General features: G+C 68.7%; 21 protein-coding genes and 4 pseudogenes. 13 read left to right on the top strand and 12 right to left on the bottom strand.

Annotation, left to right across the window (positions count from 1 at the left end):
* Positions 1-70: 70 nt before the first annotated feature.
* Together trhA and HNR57_RS38645 are read right to left on the bottom strand one after the other, a co-directional pair.
* Complete coding sequence (trhA, locus tag HNR57_RS38650; protein WP_184568021.1) at positions 71-847, bottom strand: PAQR family membrane homeostasis protein TrhA; 777 nt, start codon at positions 845-847, stop codon at positions 71-73.
* Positions 848-904: 57 nt separating this feature from the next.
* A complete protein-coding gene (locus HNR57_RS38645; protein WP_184568019.1) occupies positions 905-1,237 on the bottom strand; it encodes a MerR family transcriptional regulator in 333 nt (110 codons plus the stop codon).
* A 1,442-nt stretch (positions 1,238-2,679) separates the two neighbouring features.
* Between HNR57_RS38645 and HNR57_RS38640 the strand changes: the two genes are divergently transcribed.
* Positions 2,680-2,859, top strand: coding sequence for a hydrophobic protein (locus HNR57_RS38640; RefSeq protein ID WP_184568017.1), 180 nt, complete (start codon positions 2,680-2,682; stop codon positions 2,857-2,859).
* A gap of 819 nt (positions 2,860-3,678) precedes the next feature.
* Entirely contained in the window at positions 3,679-4,722 is a 1,044-nt protein-coding gene (locus HNR57_RS38635) for a YihY/virulence factor BrkB family protein (protein ID WP_184568043.1), read from the top strand.
* A gap of 409 nt (positions 4,723-5,131) precedes the next feature.
* On the opposite strand, the gene HNR57_RS38630 is transcribed toward HNR57_RS38635, so the two are convergent.
* The 5 genes and pseudogenes from HNR57_RS38630 to HNR57_RS38615 all read right to left on the bottom strand — a co-directional run bounded on the left by HNR57_RS38630 (position 5,132) and on the right by HNR57_RS38615 (position 7,682).
* Positions 5,132-6,106 (bottom strand): YihY/virulence factor BrkB family protein, encoded by a 975-nt coding sequence (locus HNR57_RS38630; protein ID WP_184568015.1) that lies wholly within the window; start codon positions 6,104-6,106, stop codon positions 5,132-5,134.
* Positions 6,107-6,176: 70 nt separating this feature from the next.
* Complete coding sequence (locus HNR57_RS38625; RefSeq protein ID WP_184568013.1) at positions 6,177-6,857, bottom strand: DUF3618 domain-containing protein; 681 nt, start codon at positions 6,855-6,857, stop codon at positions 6,177-6,179.
* Positions 6,833-7,050: pseudogene (locus HNR57_RS41060) on the bottom strand (phage holin family protein). Before HNR57_RS41060 ends, HNR57_RS38625 begins: the two are co-directional and overlap by 25 nt.
* 64 nt (positions 7,051-7,114) lie before the next feature.
* Positions 7,115-7,231, bottom strand: a pseudogene (locus HNR57_RS41055) (phage holin family protein); the annotation flags it as partial.
* A 10-nt stretch (positions 7,232-7,241) separates the two neighbouring features.
* Positions 7,242-7,682, bottom strand: a complete 441-nt coding sequence (locus HNR57_RS38615) for a hypothetical protein (protein WP_221343532.1) — start codon at positions 7,680-7,682, stop codon at positions 7,242-7,244.
* Between the two features lie 699 nt (positions 7,683-8,381).
* Between HNR57_RS38615 and HNR57_RS38610 the strand changes: the two genes are divergently transcribed.
* Positions 8,382-8,585 (top strand): hypothetical protein, encoded by a 204-nt coding sequence (locus tag HNR57_RS38610; protein WP_184568011.1) that lies wholly within the window; start codon positions 8,382-8,384, stop codon positions 8,583-8,585.
* A 361-nt stretch (positions 8,586-8,946) separates the two neighbouring features.
* On the opposite strand, the gene HNR57_RS38605 is transcribed toward HNR57_RS38610, so the two are convergent.
* The gene (locus HNR57_RS38605) at positions 8,947-9,933 is read right to left on the bottom strand and encodes a magnesium and cobalt transport protein CorA (protein WP_184568009.1); all 987 of its coding nucleotides are present in this window, start codon (positions 9,931-9,933) and stop codon (positions 8,947-8,949) included.
* A 569-nt stretch (positions 9,934-10,502) separates the two neighbouring features.
* On the opposite strand from HNR57_RS38605, the gene HNR57_RS38600 reads away from it, so the two are divergent.
* Positions 10,503-10,853 (top strand): ANTAR domain-containing protein, encoded by a 351-nt coding sequence (locus tag HNR57_RS38600; protein WP_184568007.1) that lies wholly within the window; start codon positions 10,503-10,505, stop codon positions 10,851-10,853.
* Positions 10,854-10,876: 23 nt separating this feature from the next.
* Here the strand turns inward: HNR57_RS38600 and HNR57_RS38595 are convergent, their stop codons facing one another.
* The gene (locus HNR57_RS38595) at positions 10,877-11,386 is read right to left on the bottom strand and encodes an ATP-binding protein (RefSeq protein WP_246555405.1); all 510 of its coding nucleotides are present in this window, start codon (positions 11,384-11,386) and stop codon (positions 10,877-10,879) included.
* Between HNR57_RS38595 and HNR57_RS40795 the strand changes: the two genes are divergently transcribed.
* Together HNR57_RS40795 and HNR57_RS38585 are read left to right on the top strand one after the other, a co-directional pair.
* The gene (locus HNR57_RS40795; protein WP_313675826.1) at positions 11,323-11,709 is read left to right on the top strand and encodes an STAS domain-containing protein; all 387 of its coding nucleotides are present in this window, start codon (positions 11,323-11,325) and stop codon (positions 11,707-11,709) included. The genes HNR57_RS38595 and HNR57_RS40795 overlap by 64 nt on opposite strands.
* Positions 11,710-11,927: 218 nt before the next feature.
* The gene (locus HNR57_RS38585; RefSeq protein WP_184568003.1) at positions 11,928-12,476 is read left to right on the top strand and encodes a phosphatase PAP2 family protein; all 549 of its coding nucleotides are present in this window, start codon (positions 11,928-11,930) and stop codon (positions 12,474-12,476) included.
* 164 nt (positions 12,477-12,640) lie between these two features.
* On the opposite strand, the gene HNR57_RS38580 is transcribed toward HNR57_RS38585, so the two are convergent.
* Positions 12,641-12,796 carry a DUF6131 family protein gene (locus HNR57_RS38580; RefSeq protein ID WP_184568001.1) on the bottom strand — a complete coding sequence of 52 codons (156 nt, stop codon included), beginning with the start codon at positions 12,794-12,796 and terminating at the stop codon, positions 12,641-12,643.
* Between the two features lie 509 nt (positions 12,797-13,305).
* Between HNR57_RS38580 and HNR57_RS38575 the strand changes: the two genes are divergently transcribed.
* Positions 13,306-14,346: a hypothetical protein gene (locus HNR57_RS38575; protein ID WP_184567999.1), complete on the top strand. Its 1,041-nt coding sequence runs from the start codon at positions 13,306-13,308 to the stop codon at positions 14,344-14,346.
* Between the two features lie 253 nt (positions 14,347-14,599).
* Here HNR57_RS38575 and HNR57_RS38570 read toward each other — a convergent pair.
* Positions 14,600-15,393: pseudogene (locus HNR57_RS38570) on the bottom strand (GvpL/GvpF family gas vesicle protein).
* A 3-nt stretch (positions 15,394-15,396) separates the two neighbouring features.
* Positions 15,397-15,798 (bottom strand): gas vesicle structural protein GvpA, encoded by a 402-nt coding sequence (locus tag HNR57_RS38565; RefSeq protein ID WP_184567997.1) that lies wholly within the window; start codon positions 15,796-15,798, stop codon positions 15,397-15,399.
* A gap of 268 nt (positions 15,799-16,066) precedes the next feature.
* On the opposite strand from HNR57_RS38565, the gene HNR57_RS38560 reads away from it, so the two are divergent.
* From HNR57_RS38560 to HNR57_RS41050, 6 genes and pseudogenes are all read left to right on the top strand, one after another.
* Positions 16,067-16,795: a DUF2382 domain-containing protein gene (locus HNR57_RS38560; RefSeq protein ID WP_184567995.1), complete on the top strand. Its 729-nt coding sequence runs from the start codon at positions 16,067-16,069 to the stop codon at positions 16,793-16,795.
* Between the two features lie 175 nt (positions 16,796-16,970).
* A complete protein-coding gene (locus HNR57_RS38555; protein ID WP_184567993.1) occupies positions 16,971-17,240 on the top strand; it encodes a hypothetical protein in 270 nt (89 codons plus the stop codon).
* A 497-nt stretch (positions 17,241-17,737) separates the two neighbouring features.
* On the top strand, positions 17,738-18,166 hold the full coding sequence (locus tag HNR57_RS38550; protein WP_184568041.1) for a phage holin family protein: 429 nt from the start codon (positions 17,738-17,740) through the stop codon (positions 18,164-18,166).
* Positions 18,163-18,645 (top strand): DUF3618 domain-containing protein, encoded by a 483-nt coding sequence (locus HNR57_RS38545; protein WP_184567991.1) that lies wholly within the window; start codon positions 18,163-18,165, stop codon positions 18,643-18,645. Before HNR57_RS38550 ends, HNR57_RS38545 begins: the two co-directional genes overlap by 4 nt.
* Positions 18,646-18,650: 5 nt before the next feature.
* Positions 18,651-18,917: a DUF4235 domain-containing protein gene (locus HNR57_RS38540; RefSeq protein ID WP_184567989.1), complete on the top strand. Its 267-nt coding sequence runs from the start codon at positions 18,651-18,653 to the stop codon at positions 18,915-18,917.
* 403 nt (positions 18,918-19,320) lie between these two features.
* A pseudogene (locus HNR57_RS41050) lies at positions 19,321-19,464 on the top strand (IS5/IS1182 family transposase); the annotation flags it as partial.
* Between the last annotated feature and the right edge of the window lie 109 nt (positions 19,465-19,573).

The raw sequence follows: 19,573 nt of genomic DNA, 5'->3' as shown, positions 1-19,573 counted from the left end.
CTGTGCCGAGCCGGGTACCGGACAGGTCACTTGCATCACCGGACCCGACTTCTGCCCGCTGACAACACCGTCATGTGGCTGCGAGTAGGATGGCTGTGTAGTGCGCGGTGAAGGCGGCGATGGTCAGGGCGTGGAAGACCTCGTGGAAGCCGAACCAGGCCGGTGAGGGGTCGGGGCGCTTGAGTGCGTAGACGACGGCACCCGCGGTGTAGAGCAGACCGCCGACGATGACGAGTGCGACAACCGCGGCGCCGCCGGTGCGCGCGAAGTCGGTCAGGTAGAAGACGGCCACCCAGCCGAGCGCGATGTAGCACGGCGTGTACAGCCAGCGGGGAGCCCCGATCCACAGGATGCGGAAGGCGATGCCGGCCAGCGCGCCCGCCCAAACCACGGCCAACAGCACCCGCTGCTGTCCCGTGGGCAGCAGCAGTACCGCCAGCGGGGTGTAGGTGCCGGCGATGATCAGGAAGATGTTCGCGTGGTCCAGCCGCCGCAGGACCGCCTCGCCGCGCAGGCCCCACGTTCCGCGGTGGTAGATCGCGCTGGTACCGAACAGCAGGCATGCCGACACCGCGTACACCGAACACGCCGCCACCGCCGCAGCCGAGCGCGAAACGGCGGTCAGCACGATCCCGCCGACCAGTGCGAGGGGGAACACGCCGGCGTGCAGCCAGCCGCGCATCCGCGGCTTCAGCGCAGCCGCCGCGCGCTGCACCCCGTCTTCCAGGCCGGCGGCCACCAGCCGGCCGGTTGCGCCGGCAGGCGCATCTGCCGCCGGGGTGCGTAGGGCGTCGGGTGCCTGGGGCTCCCGTCCGCGTGCCGGCGGCTGAGGGTCTTCGGCGATCATGCGCTCATATTCTGAATCGGCGGAGGTGCGGTCCGGCGCGTCGCTGTGGAGTGCGGGTCAGACGCCGGCCGTGTGCAGGGAGGCGGTGCGGCGGTATTCGGCGTTGATGCGCTGGGCTTCTTCAAGCTGGTCTTCGAGGATGATGATGCGGCAGGCGGCCTCGATGGGGGTGCCGCGGTCGACGAGTTCGCGGGCGCGGGCGGCGATGCGCAGCTGGTAGCGGGAGTAGCGGCGGTGTCCGCCGGCGGAGCGCAGCGGCGTGATGAGGCGGGCGTCGCCGATGGCGCGGAGGAAACCCTCTGTGGTGCCGAGCATCTCGGCGGCGCGGCCCATGGTGTAGGCGGGGTAATGGTCGTCGTCGAGACGCCCGAAGGAATCGTCTGCTGTCATCTGACCTCTCTGTGGAACGCGTGGAGGGCCCTGGCGCCGTACGGCGCCAGGGCCCGAAGGAACTGCTACACCATCTGCCGGGCCTACTACTGCGCCGGCCTTCTGTCTCCGCACACCCGACCGGAATGCTGCCGGGGATGCTGGGATCGCGGTTGCTTGACCGGAGACCACCTCACTATCGATGTCCTGCGGTACCCGGACTCGAAAAGCCGCCCGGGCGATCCTGATGGCGTCCACTTCCTCCGTTCTTCCCTCGCTTCTGGTACTGCTCCACTGCGTACTGCTGGTGATGCGCACTACTCAGTGGCCTGTTACAGCGCCACTCTTCGGCAGCCAGCCCCGTCGCCCGTCCTGCGTCTGCTCTGGCTTGGAACCCCACTGCCGAACCTCCCGGTGCGCGCGTCCGCAGCCGACGCCTTCACCGAGGTACTGCTCACTGACTTCACTGCTGGGTACTGCTCACGGCGGCCCCTGATCACTGCGGGCCGCCCGGTCCGGTCGTCAGTCCCGTCGCCGTCCTGCAACAACCCTGGCTTCGGAACTCCACCACCGCACCGTCCTGCGCACTGCAACTGCGGTACTTCTTCCCGGCAGTTCGTGTCTGCCGGGCCCTGCGGTCTCTCTGAGTTACGAGAGAAACCATAACCACACCACTGACCAATGTCTACTCTGGCCAAGATAGATATTCTTGTGTGGGCGGAGAGCGTGGTCTTGATCGGCGATGGAGAGCGGCACCCAAGGAGCCCTCAGAGGCGCAGGGCCAATCGGAAAGGGTCGGCGCACGCGTGAGCAGATGTCGCGGTTGCGCCCGTGAACCGCGCATCCCCGAGGGATGGCAGGGCCGCCCGCGCCTTGAGGCCGTGGTGCCGTCGCGGCAGGGCGGTGAGGCCGGAAGGGGAGCGTGCTGGCTGCCATTGGGGGGCGGCGACTGATGGCGTGCCCGCTGGGACCGTCGGGCGATGCGGGCCGTGCTGCGCTTACCGACCGGCTCCTGTTCGGTGAACAGGTCCTCAGTGACGGCCTTGACGATTTTCAGGCCGTACTGGCCGATCCTGCCGGGATCGGCGGCCCGGGCAGCGGGCACGGTGCGGCCGCTGCCCCACGCGACAACATCCACGGCGTGGGCGGTAATGGGCAGTTCCAGCAGGACAGGGCCGGGAGCGGACTTGCGGGCGTTGGCGACCGGCTCGCCGACCACCACCTGGGTCACGCCCCTCACATTAGGCGCTCGCTGGCACGTGACCGTCGGCGTGGCCTGATCGAGGAAGGTGACGGCGTGGCTGCGGGCACCGGCGATGGACACGCCGGGCGGCGCCCAACCACGAGGTGAACGCCGGTGACGAAACTGAGCCCAGTTCCCGCAAGAGCAGTGAAGAAACCAGGCAGATCAGTCGCCTGTTCTTCGAAACGCCGGGCAAGAGGAGCAACGGAGGTTGATAACTATGGTTCCCCTGCTTCTCGTCCTGCTTCTGGCTCTGATCCTCTTCGGCGCGGGATTCGCACTGAAGGCACTGTGGTGGATCGCCGTCATCGTACTGGTCGTCTGGCTGCTGGGCTTCGTGCTGCGCAGTGCGGACACAGGCGGCCGCAAGGGCCGCTGGTATCGCTGGTATCGCTGGTAACCCACCAACCCGCTGTCGGCCTGTGGGCCCCGAGAACACCCCGGGGCCCACAGGCATGTCCGGCCACACGATCCACCAGGTGGACGGCTTCAATCGCGTACGAGGGTGCGGATGCGGTTGCTTTGGAACACGCGCAGTGGCCCCGTCGCCACGTGGACGGTTTGTGGTCTGGGTGGCGGCAGCGCGCCACCGGCCAACTGGTGTCGGTGCACATCCCTGGGCCAGACCGACCTGGACGGCAGCGCGGCGCTATGGGGCCATGGCCCGCGGCCACTTCCATCCTGCGGGCCTACTCCTGGGGACGCCGCTGCTCAGGGGGCAGCGTGTTGAGGCGGCGGGATGCGGCGTACTAGGCGGTGTGCAAATCTAGCGAAAAGAGGGTCTGAACGGGTGGTGAGGAGGAGCGGTATGGACGCCGAGAGGATGAGGCAACGGGCCAGGGAGATGGCCGGCAAACTACGGCAGAGGCCCCCGGCTGAGCAGAGGAGCAGGGGGCGGCACAAGGCCGGGACTGATCGTGGCGGGCTCCTGGAGACCCAGATGAAGAAGCTGCAGGAGCGCCGTCACCGGAGCCGGTGATTCGGCGGGCAGTCGCAGGTTGGGGGGCGGGGCTGGCCCGGTGGCAGTGACGAGAGGCGCCGCGGACTTTCCTTGTCGACCAGCGGCCCGAAGGTGGTCTGGTATCTGTGGCTCGAGTCGTCATGCCTGTGACCGACCAGTGCTCCGGGTGCTCCATCGGTCGATAGCCGCGGGGGCTGTGGTTGACGCGTGACGGTCCCGGCGCTGCCTAGAGCGGAGTCCTGCGGATACCCGGGTGTCATGGCACGGACAGTAGATGCGGACGGTAACAAGGGACCTGAGCCGGAGCCGGACGGCCGCGACACGGCCGTTGGACCGGGCGAGGAGGTGGAGGAGCGGGCTCCGGACGCGCCGACCGAGCTTCCCAAGCGATCCTGGTGGGCGGTGCTGAAGGGAACGCTAAAGGAGTTCAAGGACGACGAGCTCGCAGACCGGGCTGCGGCCCTGACCTATTACGGGGTGTTGTCCCTGTTCCCGGCGTTGCTGGTGTTGGTGTCGCTGCTGGGTATCTCGGGGCAGTCGGCGACGCAGCAGGTGATGGACAACATCAACAAGCTGGCGCCGGGTTCGGCGCGCACCATCATCAGCAACGCCGTGAAGCAGTTGCAGGGCAACGGCGGTGTCGGTTCCATCATGGCGGTCGTGGGTCTGGCGCTCGCCGTGTGGTCGGCCTCGGGCTATGTCGCCGCTTTCATCCGTACCTCCAACGCCGTGTACGACATGCCGGAGGGGCGTCCGGTGTGGAAGGTGCTGCCGGTCCGGCTGGGTGTGACAGTGGTGCTGCTGGTCCTGGCGGTGATCAGTGCGCTGATCGTCGTGTTCACCGGCGCCCTGGCGCGTCAGGCAGGAACCGCGCTGGGCCTGGGTGACGCGGCGCTGACCGCGTGGTCGATCGCTAAGTGGCCGGTTCTGGTGGTCCTGGTCACGATCATGATTGGGATCCTGTTCTGGGCGACGCCCAACGTGAAGGGGCGCGGCTTCAAGTGGGTCACACCGGGCAGTTTCCTTGCCTTGCTGGTGTGGATGGTCGCCTCCGCCGGCTTCGCGTTCTACGTCTCCAACTTCGCCTCCTACAACAAGACGTACGGCACTCTGGCGGGAATGATCGTCTTCCTGGTGTGGCTGTGGATCAGCAACATCGCGATCCTGCTCGGCCTGGAATTCGACGCGGAGATGGCCCGTCAGCGTGCGGTCGCCGGTGGTCTGCCGGAGACGCAGGAGCCGTATGTCCCGCCCCGGGACACCCGTAAGTGGACGCAGGAGGATCGACGCCGTCTCGCCTGAGGCAACGCGTCGCCCGGAGGTCGGGCCCCGTGCCGTGCGCGTGTGGATGTTTCGCGGTGCGTGATCGGGAGGCATTGCGGTTGACCGAGTCGATGCCGCCCAGGCAGGCCCTGTGGTGCGAGCCGGTGTGCGGGAGATGCGGCTGGCGCAGGCTGAGATGAAGGATATAGGCAAGCAATACGGCAAGGGCGGCGGGCTGTTCGCCGGCGTGGCGTTGTGGGCATGCTCACCCTGCAGGCACTGCCGGTGTGGCCCGCGGCTGTGCTCATTACCGCCGTACTCGGTCTGGTGGGTGGCGCGCCGACGCCGGATAACACCGCACACCGCCCCTTCTGTCCTTCCTGACTGATGGGCTGGTCCCGCCGGGCGGTGTGCCGGACGCGAGGATTCGGCAGCCGGGGTCCTTTGTTCAGAGTTTGCGGGTGTCGCGGGGTTCGACGTAGGGCTCTTCGCCGGGAGGGTGGCCGCTGTCGATGGCCCGGGCGCGTTCAAGCTCGGCGTTGAATTCCAGGCCGAGCAGGATGGCGATGTTGGAGATCCACATCCAGACCAGGAAGATGATCACGGCGGCCATGCTGCCGTAGGTCTTGTTGTAGCTGCCGAAGTTCGCCACGTAGAAGGCGAACGCGGCGGAGGCGATGAGCCAGATGACGATGGCGATGAGGCTGCCGGCGCTGACCCACCGGATCTTGCGTTTGACGTTGGGGGCCGCCCAGTACAGCAGGGCGACGATCATGGCGAAGAGCAGGACCATTACGGGCCATTTGGCGATGTTCCACACAGTGATGAAGGTGTCGCCCAGGCCGAGGACCTCGCCGGTCTTTTTGGCCAGGGTGCCGGTGAAGACCACGCCGATGGCCATGGCGGCGAGCAGCACCACGACGATGAGGGTGATGATCAGCCGGGTAGGGATGGTCTTCCAGACGGGGCGGCCTTCGCCGATGTCGTAGACGGCGTTGGAGGCGCGCATGAACGCGGCGATGTACCCGGAGGCCGACCACAGTGCCAGCGCGATTCCGATGATCAGCGCGATGCTTGCCCCGCCCTGGTTTCCCTCCAGCTGTGTCAGGACGCTGTTGAGGATGTCGCGGGCGGCGCCGGGGGCGAGACTGCCGAGGTTGTCGATCATCGGTTTGATCGTCGAGCTGCCCAGCAGCCCGAGGAGTGAGACCAGGGCGAGCAGGGCGGGGAAGATCGCCAGGACGCCGTAGTAGGTCAGGGCGGCAGCCCAGTCGGTGAGGTTGTCCTCCTTGAATTCCTTCAGGGTCCGCTTCAGGACGCCTCCCCAGGACCCTTTGGGCAGGTCGGTCGGCTTCTTCGCCGGCGGAGTCGAGTCCCGGTCCAGGCGGGAGGTCTCGTCGCGATCTGAGTGGTGGTCGGCCATGACTCGCCCCTTCTGATCGGTGCCGCCGCACCAGGAACGAATCGGTGGCGGTGCGGCGATCACTGATGGTTCACATGGCGCCAGGAGGCTGCTGCCGGGCCTCGTCGGCTACCTGCGGGCCGGACTGCCGGGCCTGCTCCGTGACCTGCCCGGCCTGGCCGCTTGCCTCCTCCTTGGTGGTGCGCACCGCTTCCGCGGCGGTGTCCTTGACCTCCTGGGCGGCCTGCTTGGCCCTCTCGGTGGCGTCCTCCTTCACGCGCTGCGCGGACTCCACCGCCGCCTGCTTGACGGGCTCGATCGCCTCACCGGCCTTCTCGGAGAGCTGGGAGGCTGCCTGCTCCTCGGCCTGCGACGTAGGCAGCAGCGAGGCGGCCAGCAGCCCGGCGCCGAAGGCGATCAGTCCGGCCGCCAGCGGATTGCCCTGCGTCTGCCTCACCGCTTGCTCCGGCGCGCTGCTGACCGCCTCACCGACCTGGTCGGCTGTCTGACGCACTGTGTCCGCGGCCTGGCCGACGCTGTCCTGAACGGAAGCCGTGGCCTGCTGAGTACGGCCCTTGGCGCTCTCCGTAGTCGTGGAAGCGGTGCCCATGACGTGCTCGCGCACGCCCGAGACCGCGCCACGGACTCGATCGGTACGGCGGCGCACGATCCGCCTCGGGCTGGTGCGGTCGGCCAGCCGGTCGACGTTCTCCGACAGGCGTTCGCGGGTCGCCTCGATCTCGGTTCTCACTTGGTCGGGTGACGTGCCCATTGCGCGTCCTCCTTCATCGTCTGCACGGTCTGCTCCGGCTTCGGGGACACCTTCCGCATCCGGGAGCGGCCCATCACAGACAGCACGGCCGCGACCCCGCCCACATCGCGGTGACGATCAGGGCTGCCCATCCGGTGTCCATCACATTGGCCAGGGCGAACGTCGCCGCGAGCGAGGCGAACAGCGCGACCATGTAGCCGCCAAACCCCGCTCCGCCGTACATTCCGGCGGCCTTGCCCGCCTTGCCGGGCCTCCTCGCGGGTCTCGGCCTTGGCCAGCTCCACCTCCTGCCGGAACAGCGTCTGGACGTCCGAGGTCATCTCCGACAACAGCTGTCCGATCGAGGAGTCCTGCTGACGCGGCTCCGGCGCCATCGATGACATCTCACGCCTCCGGGTAAGGCCGCGGCTCCGGCTGTACGGTGCCCTGCGGGTAAGGCCCCGGTTCCCGCCGTACGGTCCTCTGTGGCACCCCCGGCGACCCATCGTCCGAGAAGGGAGTCTGATCCTGCTTCGGCCCTTGTCCGGACTGCGCCTTGTTGCCGGCCTTGCCCATCCTGCCGACCGCGAACCCCGCCAGCGCAGCCCCCGCCAAAAACGCCCCCGGCCGCCGCCGCGCGAACCCCTTCAGGTCCTCGGCCATGCCTTGCACACCGTGGTCGTCCAAGTAGTCCGCCGCCTGATTGCCGCCATCCGCCACCTGGGACACCAGACTGCGGGTCGGGGAGTCGTCGGGCCCGTTACGTGCCAACTCCGCCAGCTCGTCCGCCCACCGGCGCACCGTCCCGGCCGCACGCCGCGTCTGCCCCTCCACCTCCTCGGCCACGCCGCCCCGAAGGTCACCCACGGCGCTTCCGGCCTGCCGACGCGATCCCCAGCTACCGTCTTGGCCTGGTCCAGCGCGGTGCCCGCCACTTCGCCGGCGGCCTTGCCAGCCTGGCCGGCTGTGGCCGACGCCTGCTCCTTCGCGGTCTGTCCGGCCGCCTGTACACGCCTGGCCCCGCCAGCGTCGGACTCAGTACTCATGGTCCTCACACTCTTTCCGGGGCGCGGACAGCCTCCAGGCTTCGGTGAAGGACGTTGGGGGAGGTCGCTGCGCCCCACGGTCGGCATCTCTCAACTCGATGAGGGGCCTTACCACGCCCGTGTACTTATGTACCGATTGGGGCGTTTTTGCGAGTATCCGGGCCATGACATGCGAAACAACCATGGGCATGCGGGCAGGGCTGGGCGCGGGCGGCCTTCAGCACCGATAGACGTCATGGCCTGGGCCGCGCGCCAAGACACGGGGCGTTGAGATCATGGCGCCGCCTGAACGCCAGGCGGATGTCACCGCGGCGCAGAGTTTGGTCAGTGACCTTTTGACCGCCGGTGCGTTGTTGCTGTGACGCGTGCACTTCGCTCCGGTCGCCACACGACGGGACATTGTGTGCGCGCGGCCAAGTCACCGCCGTCCGAGGGTTTCGTGACGGTGTGCCCCAGCTGCACCAGCAGGCCCGAGACCGCGGCCCGCACTATCGCGTGCATGCTGTCGCCCGAGGTGCCAGGCTGGTCGTTCGCCAGCGAAGTGAACCCGTCCGAGGCCGTCCATTTCACCAGCACCCCCGGCCGCCACCTCCGTCACCGCCAGTCCCGGCTCGCTGTCGTGCGCGTCCTCGCGGACGAGGTGAAAGCCGGCCTGGGTCAAGGCATGCCGCACCTGCCCAAGCAGGTCGGACGACACGGATGACACCGAGCCCGTCTGCCCAGATCCCGCACGATCAAGCTCCAGGGGCACGCAGTCCACGCAGCGTCTGGGAGACGTCTCGGGGACTGCCTGGGCCAGCGGTGAGAGGTCGCCGTACAGGGGCGGCGTGCAGAGCGTCGTCCAGCCAGCCGCTACCGGGCAGCCCTCGCGGTAGCGGCGACCAGGTCCCGTTCCCGGCCCGCACACGCCTGCTTCACCGCCTGACTGGCCACCCGCACCTGGCGTCGCACCTTTTGCACCACCGCTTGTATCCCGTGCATGGCAGTGCAGGGCCACCGTTGGTGCCGCGCATGCCGCCCGGTCAGCTCCAGAAGGCCGGTGGCAGGCAGCGGGGCTGTGCGCTTCACAGCCAGCCGTTGCGGCGGAAGGCTCGGTACAGCAGTCCCGCGCCGAGGGCCATGACGGCGAGCGCGCACGGGTAGCCGTATCGCCAGTCCAGTTCAGGCATGTGGGCGAAGTTCATGCCGTAGATCCCGGCGACCATGGTGGGGATGGCGAAGATGGCCGCCCAGGCGCTGATGCGGCGCATGTCGTCGTTCTGCCACGTGCCTACCTTCGCCAGATGGGCGTCGAGGACGGAGGCGAGCAGGTCGTCCAGGGCGCGGATTTCGGTGTCGGTGCGGGTGAGGTGGTCGGTGACGTCACGGAAGTACGGCAGGACCTGCCGCGGCCAGTCGTCCCGCGCGGTGGTGAAGGGCTGCATGACGGGGACGAGTGGCTGGATGGCGTCGCGGAACTCCACGACCTCGCGTTTGAGCGAGTAGATCTGTTCGGTGAGGTCATCGCGGGCGGGTGAGAAGACGCACCGTTCCAGCTCCGTGAGGTCCGTGCGTACCTGGGCGGCGGCCTCGGCGTAGGCGTCGACGATCACATCGGTCACCGCGTGCAGGACGGCGACCGGCCCGAGCCGGACCATGTCCGGCTGCTTCTCGAGGCGGCGCGCGGCCTCCACCGTGGGGTCGTTCGCGCCGTGCCGTACGGTCAGCGCGAACGACGGGCCGAGGAAGATCATCACTTCTCCGGTCTCCACGTCCGCGGTCTTCTCGACGAACCACAGCGTCTTCACCGCGACCGCCAGCACGTCGCCGTAGCGTTCCTGCTTCGGCCGCTGGTGCGCCTGGACCGCGTCCTCGATGGCCAGAGGATGCAGCTTGAGGTGCTCGCCCAGCTGCTGCAGCTCCTCCTGGCGGGGCTCGTCCATGCGGATCCAGGCGAACTCATCCGGCTTCAAGCCCGCCAGACGGTCCAGGGTGGCCTGGCATGCGTCCGCCTGTCGGCAGTCGATCTGCTCGCACTCACCCGTCCGCTCCTGATAGATCACGCACGCCATGCCCTTTCGGATGCTTCCGCCACCGCATTCCATGCCTGGCAGCGCAAAAGGCCCGCCGCCGTGCGCCATCCCCACTCCGGGGGTCACCAGACCTTCACACAGCTCGGCTGCAGGCCGGGGAGCTGGTGAAAACCCGGTGAGGTGTTGCCGGCCGGAGGGATCTTTCACCGTGATCGCCGTCGCTGTGTTGCTGCTGCCTGCGCTGGGCCTGCTGCTGTATGGGATGGACCGCATCGAGGACTGGTTGCCGGGCCGGCCGAGGGCGGCCCGGCATGCCCGTGGGCGTCATCTGCGTCTGGTCCACAGCACAAGCTGGCCTCGGGGCGCTGATCGGTCACCGCGCTACCGCGACGTGGCCTGATCACGCCGGTATGACAGCTGACCATGCGGCTACCCGCCGCGAGCGGGGTTCGGAAGCAAGCCCTGCCGAGCTCTCCGAGTCCGGACTCGGAGAGCTCACCTCTTTCCAGCCATAGTGCTGTGACCTTCCGCCGCCGCGGGGATGTCACGGAGGTGAAGGGGGCAGGCGAACATGCGTCCCCGCTCCGTCGACACCCACGGTGATACGCATGGCCTCACCCGCGCTCCCTGGCCGAGAGCCCAGCGCTGGTCCGCGCGTCGACGACCTTGTGCAGGAGGTCAAGCAGTTGCGGGCGGAGGTTGAGCAGTTGCAGGCGCAGAACGCGCAGCTGCAGCGCGCGGTCGCCTCTCACGCAGTCGTGGATCAGGCCATCGGGGTGCTCGTGATGACGGCGAAGATCAGCCCCCAGGACGGGTTCACGGTGCTGCGTGAGATCTCGCAGCACACCAACACCAAGCTCTCCTCGATCGCCGAGCAGATTATCAAGCACGCGCAGGACGCCGCCCTGCCTGAGACGATCCTGGCCGAACTCCACACTGCCCTCGCCCGCAGGAGGTGATCGAAGCGGCTGGGCTGGGTGGGTCAGGGCTCGTGGCGACCTGCCATGCCGGCTACCGGATCGTCGAGGAGCGCGATGCGGGCCGTGATGCGTTTGCCGACCGGCTCCCGCTGCGCCTCGAAGCCTTGGGCGACCGCCATCACGATCTCCAGTCCGTGCTGGCCCACCCGGCCGGGATCGGCGGCCCGGGCCACCGGAAGCACCGGGTCGCTGTCCCAGACCACCACCTCGATCACCGCGCCGGTGACGCGCAGGTCGAGCAGCACCGGGCCGGGGGCGTACTTGCGGGCGTTGGTGACCAGCTCGCTGACCACCAGCTGCGTGAGGTCCATCGCCCGCGAGGAGACGGGGGTGCCGTGGTCGGCCTGAAGCCGGGTGAGGAAATCGGCCGCGAGACGGCGGGCCTCGGCGATGCACGTTCCGTCGCCGTCCAGCGCGGCTGTGACCTGCCAGAGCTCCGGGTCCGGCACTGTGCGGCCCCCCTCACCAAAAGGGACCGACTCCTTCCCCACCGCCTTCACTCCCCCGTTCATACGCCCGCGCGTACCCGCACCCGCCCTGCGTACGCCTGCGAGCCCCAGGTCGGCGCAGGGGCAGCAGGGCCAGACGGCCTGACGATCACCACCGCTCCCAGCAACGGCTCAGCGTCATCACCGTTAGTGGGGAGATCTACCACCACACGGGCGGCCCCCTCCGCGAGGCTCTCAGCCCGCCCGACGGCGAGGCGGTCCCGCAGATCGTTGTGGACCTCAGCGGGGTGACATTCATGGACTCAAGCGGCATCAACATCCTCATCGCCGCATACACCGCTGCCCGCGACGCCGGAGGCTGGCTGCGCCTGGCCGGCCCGACCTAGTCCGTGCTGCGCACGCTGCAGCTCGTCGGCCTCGACCAAGTCATCGACTGCTACCCCACCCTCCGCCACGCCCTTAACGCCTGACGCCCCACCGCGCACACAGCGCCAGCGGGCCATCGCAGGCGACCTGCCGCCCGACCGAGCCGCACACCCAGCCCCGCGACACCCGCCCACCGCCCGCCTGGTGTAGGCCGGTGACCTCGGGATACTGGCCTCTCATGAAACTCCTGGCGGGATTGTGCAAATCTGATCGGTCGCTGACCAAGCAGGCGGCCTCCCGCATCCCGCCCGGCGTCGGCAAGTTGCTCTCAGCCGTGGAGGAGACCGCCGAGAGCACAAAACTGTGGTGCGGCGCTGCCGCCGCCATGGCATGGCTGGGCGGATGGCGCGGCCGAAAGGCGGCGGCCACGGGCCTGGCCGCCCTGCTGATGGCACAGATCGTCTCGAACGGCCTGTGCAAACAGCTGGCCGACCGTCCCCGGCCCCCCAAGGAGTGGTTCCCGCACAACGAGGCCGACGACCGTCCCGACTCCTCCTCCTTCCCCTCCGGGCACACCGCCGCCGCGGTCGCCTTCACCACCGCCGTTGCCCCGGCGTGGCCGCTGGCCGGTGCCCTGTGCACGGTGCCGGCCGCCATGGTGGCCATCGAACGCGTGCAAAGCGGCGCCCACTACCCCAGCGACGTCGCCGCCGGCACCGCCATCGGCCTGGCCAGCGCCTGGCTCACCCGCCGCGCCCCGCACCTGATCCTGCGCCACTGGCTCTAGCGGTTCGTTGCCGGGGCACTCCCGTGCACACCGTGCGGCCTGCGGGTAATGCCCGGTCGGTAGCGTCGCCTCGCGGCTGCTGGGCGCGGCGATCCGGCACACGGCCAGACGCAGGCTCGTGCGTCAGCATGCACGCGGGTGTCGTCCTGCCTGCTGAGGCAGGGTCACCAGTAGTGCCGGCGGCCGGCGACCGCGTGTCCCATGGAGCCCATGATCCACAGGACCGCGCCGACGACCGCGAGGATGATCCCGATCGTCCACAGGATCGATATGCCGGTGACGAACCCGACCACCAGCAGGATGATGCCGAGGAGGAGCATGACCGCCGCCGGTCGCAGTAGTGCTGCCTTCACTGTGGACCGCGGCGCCCGGTTAGGGAAGTACCGACGGCTGATGCCCACTACGCAACAAACGGCGTCTCCGATGAACTGTCCGCCGTCCTGAGCACGTTCCCATCCGACCGGATCCTCCAGCTTCGTGAACACGGCCGGCTGGCGCTCGGCACATTCGGGCCGGTACTCGCGCTGGCTACAGGCCGCCGGCCCCGGCTGGTGCCTCAGCAGGGCGGCAGTCGGCCTACGCACGGCCGTCCGGCGCTGTGCTCACGCACCTGCTCGGCGGGGCAGCGGCTTCCGGCAATCAGCCAGGGGTGCTGGGGTACTCGGGCTAGTTACGGTGCCGCCTCAGGCAGCAGGCGCCTGGCTGGTACCCGCTGTTGAGCGGCGAACCTTCATGGGCCCTGAAACGGCCTCAGCCACCCCCATACCCGGACCCCGCTGGATCCACCGATCCGCCCAGTTCCAACCCATGCCAGAAGGTAGGGCACGCCATGACAGCGGTGACGACAGATGCGCTTGTCCCGGCGCTTGAGGACGCTCGTGATGCTCACACTGCGATCATCGACCGCTTCCGGGCCGATATCGCCGTCCACGCCACGGGCCCTCGACGGGAGGTTCTGGAACGCCATATAGACGACACGTACGACTGTGTCGCCCGCATCGACGGACACATGCGTGAACTTCGCCCCGGCCGCCCACTGCGGGACACCGCCGACCGGGTCCGTCTCACCGCCCGGGCAACCGTTCGAATGGCCGGGCTGTTGCTCGAGATCGGTGCGGCGATCACAACCGCCATACTGCATCGTCGCAATGGGCCCAGCCCGCGCCAGTTGGTGAGACACACCGAGAACGAATACTCGATCACCGCCCGGGCATTGGCGGCCTGCCGGGCCGGGGAGAGCATTGCCGAGCAGGCGCATGACCAGGTCGCCGCCGACCTGCTCGCCACGCTGCGCCGCCAGGACGAGGAACTGCTCGCGACGCTCGAGGACCGCCTCGCTCAGCAAGCCCGGGCTACGGCGGTCGCCGGCAGCGGCCACGGCACGCAATCAGGTGACGGCAGCACGCCGGACGCCGCCACAAGCACCGTGCGCTCTGCCGTCAAACGGGTCCGAAAAGCCGCCGAGGGCGGTGCCCGGCAGGCTACCCGCACAGCCAAAGACACGCTCCGCCAAAAGCCCGAGGAGGACGACGACGCGGTCACCAGGGAAGAGGAGCCGCCGATCCTCGGATACGAGCACTTCCGCGTCACCGACATCGTCCAGCGCCTGCCCACACTCTCCCAGGCGCAGCTGTCCGCGCTCGACGGCTACGAGCGGGCCCACGCCGGCCGGCCGGAAATCCTGAACGCCATCGAGCGGCTACGCGGCAGCGAACCGTGGCCCGGGTACGACGCCATGATCCCCGACCAGATCACCGCCCGGCTGCAGACCGCCGCCCCCGCCGAAGCCCGTCAGGTGCTGGACTACGAAAGGCGCCACCGTCAGCGCCGCACACTCATCGCCATCGCCAAGAAACGCAGCGTCGCGTAACTGGCCGGCGCTGACTGTCCCAGTGCGCCGAACCCCTCCCAGAAGGCGGCCGGGGCATGCAGCAGTGCGGCATGCTCAGCCTGTCACGGCAGTGCGTTGGACGATCTCCATGCCGATGCGGCAGGGGCGGCGTGCTCGACGAGATGCTGACGATAGCCGCCGTAGCCCCAAGTCGGAGGTGTCCCTGGGGGCGGTTGATTGTCTAGACGATCAGCTGCTGTAGGACAGAAGCTGCCCGCGCTGCGTCGCTGCTTTACCTGTTCGTCGGCTGGGCTGCTGCAGCTCCGAACGCTTCCGCGGTGCCCCCTTCGGCTTGCTGGGACGCAGGGGTGTCGACGAAGCTGTAGGGCGGCAGCGGGCCGTTGACACGCAGCTCAAGATGCGGGTGCTCCTGGCGGAGTTCGTCGACCGCGGCCAGGAACTGATCCGCCGACCCGCGGTCCACCAGGAAGGAGAGAGGTTGGCCAGCCAGCCGGTGCTCTGCGGCCCGGAGCTGACTGCCTTGGCGATCGGCTCCAGCGCCTGCCGGAGCAGCTCCGCGTCGGTCGCCTCGCGGGCCTGGACAGCGGCGGCGATCATCTCCCCGAGCCGGATCTTCTGCTCCTGCGTGCCGCCGTCGGCCTCGCGGTTGGCTTCCGCCAGAGACCGGATGTCGTCGTGGTCCGCCATGATCACACGGAGCACGGCCTCTTCATCGTGGTTGGCCTTGATGTTGTACTCCGCCGTGCCGTCCAGGGCCCGCAGCCGCTCAAGGAAGTGCTCCGCACGCTCGCCGAACACCCGGGTCACCGTGTCGTCGTCCGGAGAGGCGCTGCCGAACCGCATCGGCAGCACCACGCCGCCTGCTCCCGCTTCGGCCAGTACCCGCTGGTGGGCGAGCAGATCACGGCGCTTGGGCCGCAACTGATCGGGGGCGTCACTGACGATCGCGGCCAGCTCGCCCTGGCGCAGCACGCGTACCGGCCGCGGAGGGTCGCCGATGCCGTCCAGGTCCTCGCGGAGGGAGGGGTGGGAGGCGCGGATGATCCCGTAGACGTAGGTGCTCATCTCTCATTCCCCTCTGCCGCGCGCGGCGGGCCGCTCGGCCTGACGTTCCTGGCCGTCGTCACGTGCCTGCTGAAAGGCGCCGGAGATTGTCTCGGCGGCGCCGGACAGGGCTCCCTTGGTCTTGCCGCGCGCGCCGGACTCAGTCGCTTGCCCCGTGAGCTCGGTAAGCCCGGCCGGCTTGCGCGGCCCCGCTTCCAGGTCTAGGCGGTTGCACGCCTCGGCGAAGCGAAGGTAGGTGTCGACGCTGGCCACCACGATCCGTATGTCGATCGTGAGTAGCTCGATGCCGATAAGGGACACCCGCACGTACGCGTCGATCACCAGCCCGCGGTCGAGAATGAGTTCCAGAACGTCGTAGAGGCCGCTGGAACCGCCCCCGCCGCCCTGCTGTGTCGCGACGGTCATCGCGACCAACCCCTTGTCGTCTGCTCTGCGCGGTCCCGTCGGCGCTGCTCCCTGCGACGCAGGCTTGCAGGTGCGAGTAGCCCCACCACCTGCCACCAAACGCGTGTACGAGCTTGACGAGATGGACGGCACCTGGTCCGGCCCGGAGTGAGAGCTGCCTCCGGAACGCACTTGTCGCTCCCGATTCAACAAGCTTGTTCCTGTTTCACACCCTTTGGGGTGGTGAGCCGGAAATGGACCGCACACGAGAAGAGAGAGTGAGCAGACTGTGATCACCCAGGAGCAGATCCCGACTGTGCTCGACCACCCGGTCTACGACACGGGCGGCAACAAGATCGGCGATGCCAAGCACGTCTTCCTCGAAGACGCCACCGGCCAGCCCGAGTGGGTCAGCGTCAAGACCGGCCTGTTCGGCACCAGTGAGTCCTTCGTGCCGATCCACGACGCCTCCGTCGTGGAGGACCACCTCGAGGTCCCCTACCCCAGGGACACGGTCAAGGACGCACCCAACGTCGACGCAGGCGGCCATCTCTCCGAAGACGAGGAGCGCCGCCTGCACGAGCACTACGGCATCGACTGGGACGCGGCCTGGCAGCAGGCCAACCAGCCAGGCGAAGGCGGCTGGGCCCACACCGACACCAGCGAGACGACCGACATGCCTCGCTCCGCGGATACCGGTGCGGGTGGCGATGACGCCATGACGCGCTCGGAGGAACGCATGCATGTCGGCACCGAGCGCCGGGAGGAGGTCCGCGTCGAGCGTGTGCCGATCACGGACGAAACCCGGGAGGCGGCCCTGTCCGGGCCCGACATCAGCCATGCCGAGCACGAGGTCACCCTGCACGAGGAACGCCCCGTGACAGAGACCGAGACGGTGCCGGTGGAGCGGGTGCGCATGACGACCGAGGAACAGACAACCGAGGAGACGGTGCGCGGCCAGGTCCGCAAGGAAGAGATCGACACCGAAGGCGTCGACGAAGACCGGCGCGACAAGTAGCCGAGCCTGCGTCGCCCGTGCGCTGCCGCTCGGCGGACTTGAAGAGAGGTCCGGTAGGTCAACAGCTGCCGGACACCCAGATCTGCGGCTTCGAGACGCTGCCCTCGGACAGCGGACTTCAGGCGGCCGGGACGGCGCGGGCAATCCACACGGGAACAGAAGGGAGTCGGCCGTCATGACACAGGTCGAGCAGCCGCTGACAGACGCCGCCATCAAAGTGCGCCAAGTCAATCACTACCAGTTCAGCTGGGTGGCCGGAGAACCCGGCCAGCGCGGCACCTTCACCCTGCAACTGGTCCTGGACGAAGGCGCCGGGGAAGAAGTCCTCACGGTCGACGCCGACGACGCCGACGTGCTGAAGGATCTGCTGGAGCACAATGACACGGTCCAATACGACGCCCCACGCCACACCCTGATGTTCGGCGTGACGCCCGCCGGCAGCTGACACGGCAGCCCACCGCACACGCCACGACGAGATCGGCGTGGCTGGGCCGGGTGTGGAATGGACCGCATCAGGACTGGCCGCCGGGCAGACCGTGGGCGGCTTGCACGCCCGTGGTCGGGGCGTGTCCGTCCAGACGGTGCAATCCGCGGAGAACAGATCGACACAAAAAGCATCCAGAAAGGCCGGAACACGTAGCCGCGTCTGCGTCGCCTACACGCGCCGGCCCGCTCGGAACCTGCACGAGCGGGCCGGCGCTGCGTACCCAGGAGCCCCTACCAGGCACACGCCAACAAGCTGGCCAGGCCGCCGCCGCGACGCACCAAGGCCACACCGTCCGGGTAACCCGTTGAGCCGCCGCTCAACCCCTTGCTCGAGCACCGCGCCGAGCCTGCCCTGATCTTGTCTGTTCGGGGTACCCGCGTGCTCACCAAGGAGACGGGCTGCAACGCGGCCCGTCGTGGACCGAAGACGGATGGGAGGTGATCGTCGTGTCGACCATGCAGCCACCCCCTGCCGGCCCCGACCGCAGGAGTACTCGCAGCACCGACGAGCCGGTGAGCGAACTGGTGCAGCGGGCCTCGCAGCAGCTGACGGAGCTGGTGCGCGGCGAGATGAGGCTGGCGCAGGCGGAGATGAAGGAGAAGGGCAAGCGCTACGGCAAAGGCGGTGGGCTGTTCGGCGGCGCGGGAGTAGTGGGCTTCCTGATGCTGCAGGCGCTGGTGGCCACCGCGATCGCCGGGCTGGCGGTGCCGCTGCCGGTATGGGCCGCCGCCTTGATCGTCACCGCGGTGCTGGGTGTGATCGCCGCGATCATGGCCATGAGTGGAAAGAAGCAGGTCGACCAGGCCGCGCCGCCCACGCCCGAGCAGACGGTCGAGAGCGTGAAGGCCGACGTGGCCGAGATCAAGGAGAGTGCACAGCGATGACCCAGCCGCCTCACGACGAGCCCACCGCCTCCAGCCCCGACGAGCTGCGCGAGCAGGTCGAGCAGACACGCGAAGAGCTCGGGCAGACGGTCGAGGCGCTGGCGGCCAAGACCGACATCAAGGCCCGCGCCCAGGAGAAGGCCGCCGAGGTCAAGGAACAGGCCGCCGCGAAGGCCGACGAGCTGAAGGAGCAGGCCGCGGCCACGGCTGGGGAACTGAAGGCGAAGGCAACCGGCCTGGCCCACCAGGCGCAGGACAGGCTGCCCGACCCGGTCAAGGACAAAGCCGCCCAAGCCGCCGGGCAGGCCAAGGCGAAGGCGGCGCAGGCCGGTCAGCTGTGGCAGGAGAAGGCGCCTGAGCCGGTGCGGCAGAAGACCGCCCAGGGGGCACAGCTGGCACGGGACAATCGCAACCTGCTGCTGGCAGCAGCCGGTGCGGCCGCCGTGGTGTGGCTGGTCTGCCGCCGCCGGAGGGGCTGAGTCGCGTGGAGGCATCGAAGATCGCCTACAAGCCGGTCGGTCCGGCCATGGGCGCCGTCAGCGGCATGCTCGCCGGTGGCCTGTTCAAGCAGGCGTGGAAGATGCTTGGCCACGACGAGGACGCCCCGGACGCCATCGACGAAGAGCGCACCTGGCGCGAGGTGCTGCTCGCCGCCACGCTGCAGCGCGCGATCTTCGCCGGGGTCAAGGCGGCCGTCGACCGTGCCGGCGCTACGGCCACCCGCCGACTGACCGGAACCTGGCCCGGCTGACGCGCATAAAGAGACGGGAGGGCCGGTACGACACGGATACCGGCCCTCCCGCTTCCGAACCGGTACCCGTTCGAAGGACGCTCACAGCCATGTCCGATCAGCACGCGGCTACCGCGCTGACAGCCGCAGCAGTCATCGCCACAATCCTGGTCGCCCGGGCAGCGGTCCTCCATCAGGGCGGCCGAACGCAACGTGCCCGCGCTGCTCACCCGCCGCGTCGCCGCAGCACACCCCACGCCGACAGGTACAAGGCCCCATCATCTCCAGCCGCGCTTTCCGACGACGCCTCCTCCGCCGTACGAGAGGCTGAACAGCACGTCCGCCACTGCTGGCAGCAGCTCCAATCACGGGTCGACCCGCCCGGGTGATCTGCGCGAAACGAAGAGGTAGCCAGCGTGGCGGAGCTGCCTACCGGCGCCGCAACGTCGTCGAGCGCTGCTTCAACAGGCTCAAGCACAACAAAGCCCTGGCCACCCGCTACGACAAACTCGCCCGCCACTACCAGGCCCTGGTCACCATCGCCGTCCGACAGCTCTGGCTGCCCTGACATTGCGGACACGACCTAGGCAGTGTCTTCAAATGATCACTGCTGGTGGATCATGGTGTCGTGATACGTCGCCATGAACTGTCCGATGCCGAGTGGGAGTTCGTCCGGC

This window comes from Streptomyces paradoxus, assembly GCF_014202475.1.
In the GTDB taxonomy this organism is placed as follows: Bacteria; Actinomycetota; Actinomycetes; order Streptomycetales; family Streptomycetaceae; genus Streptomyces; species Streptomyces paradoxus.
This window is presented reverse-complemented; position numbering and strand designations above follow the sequence as displayed.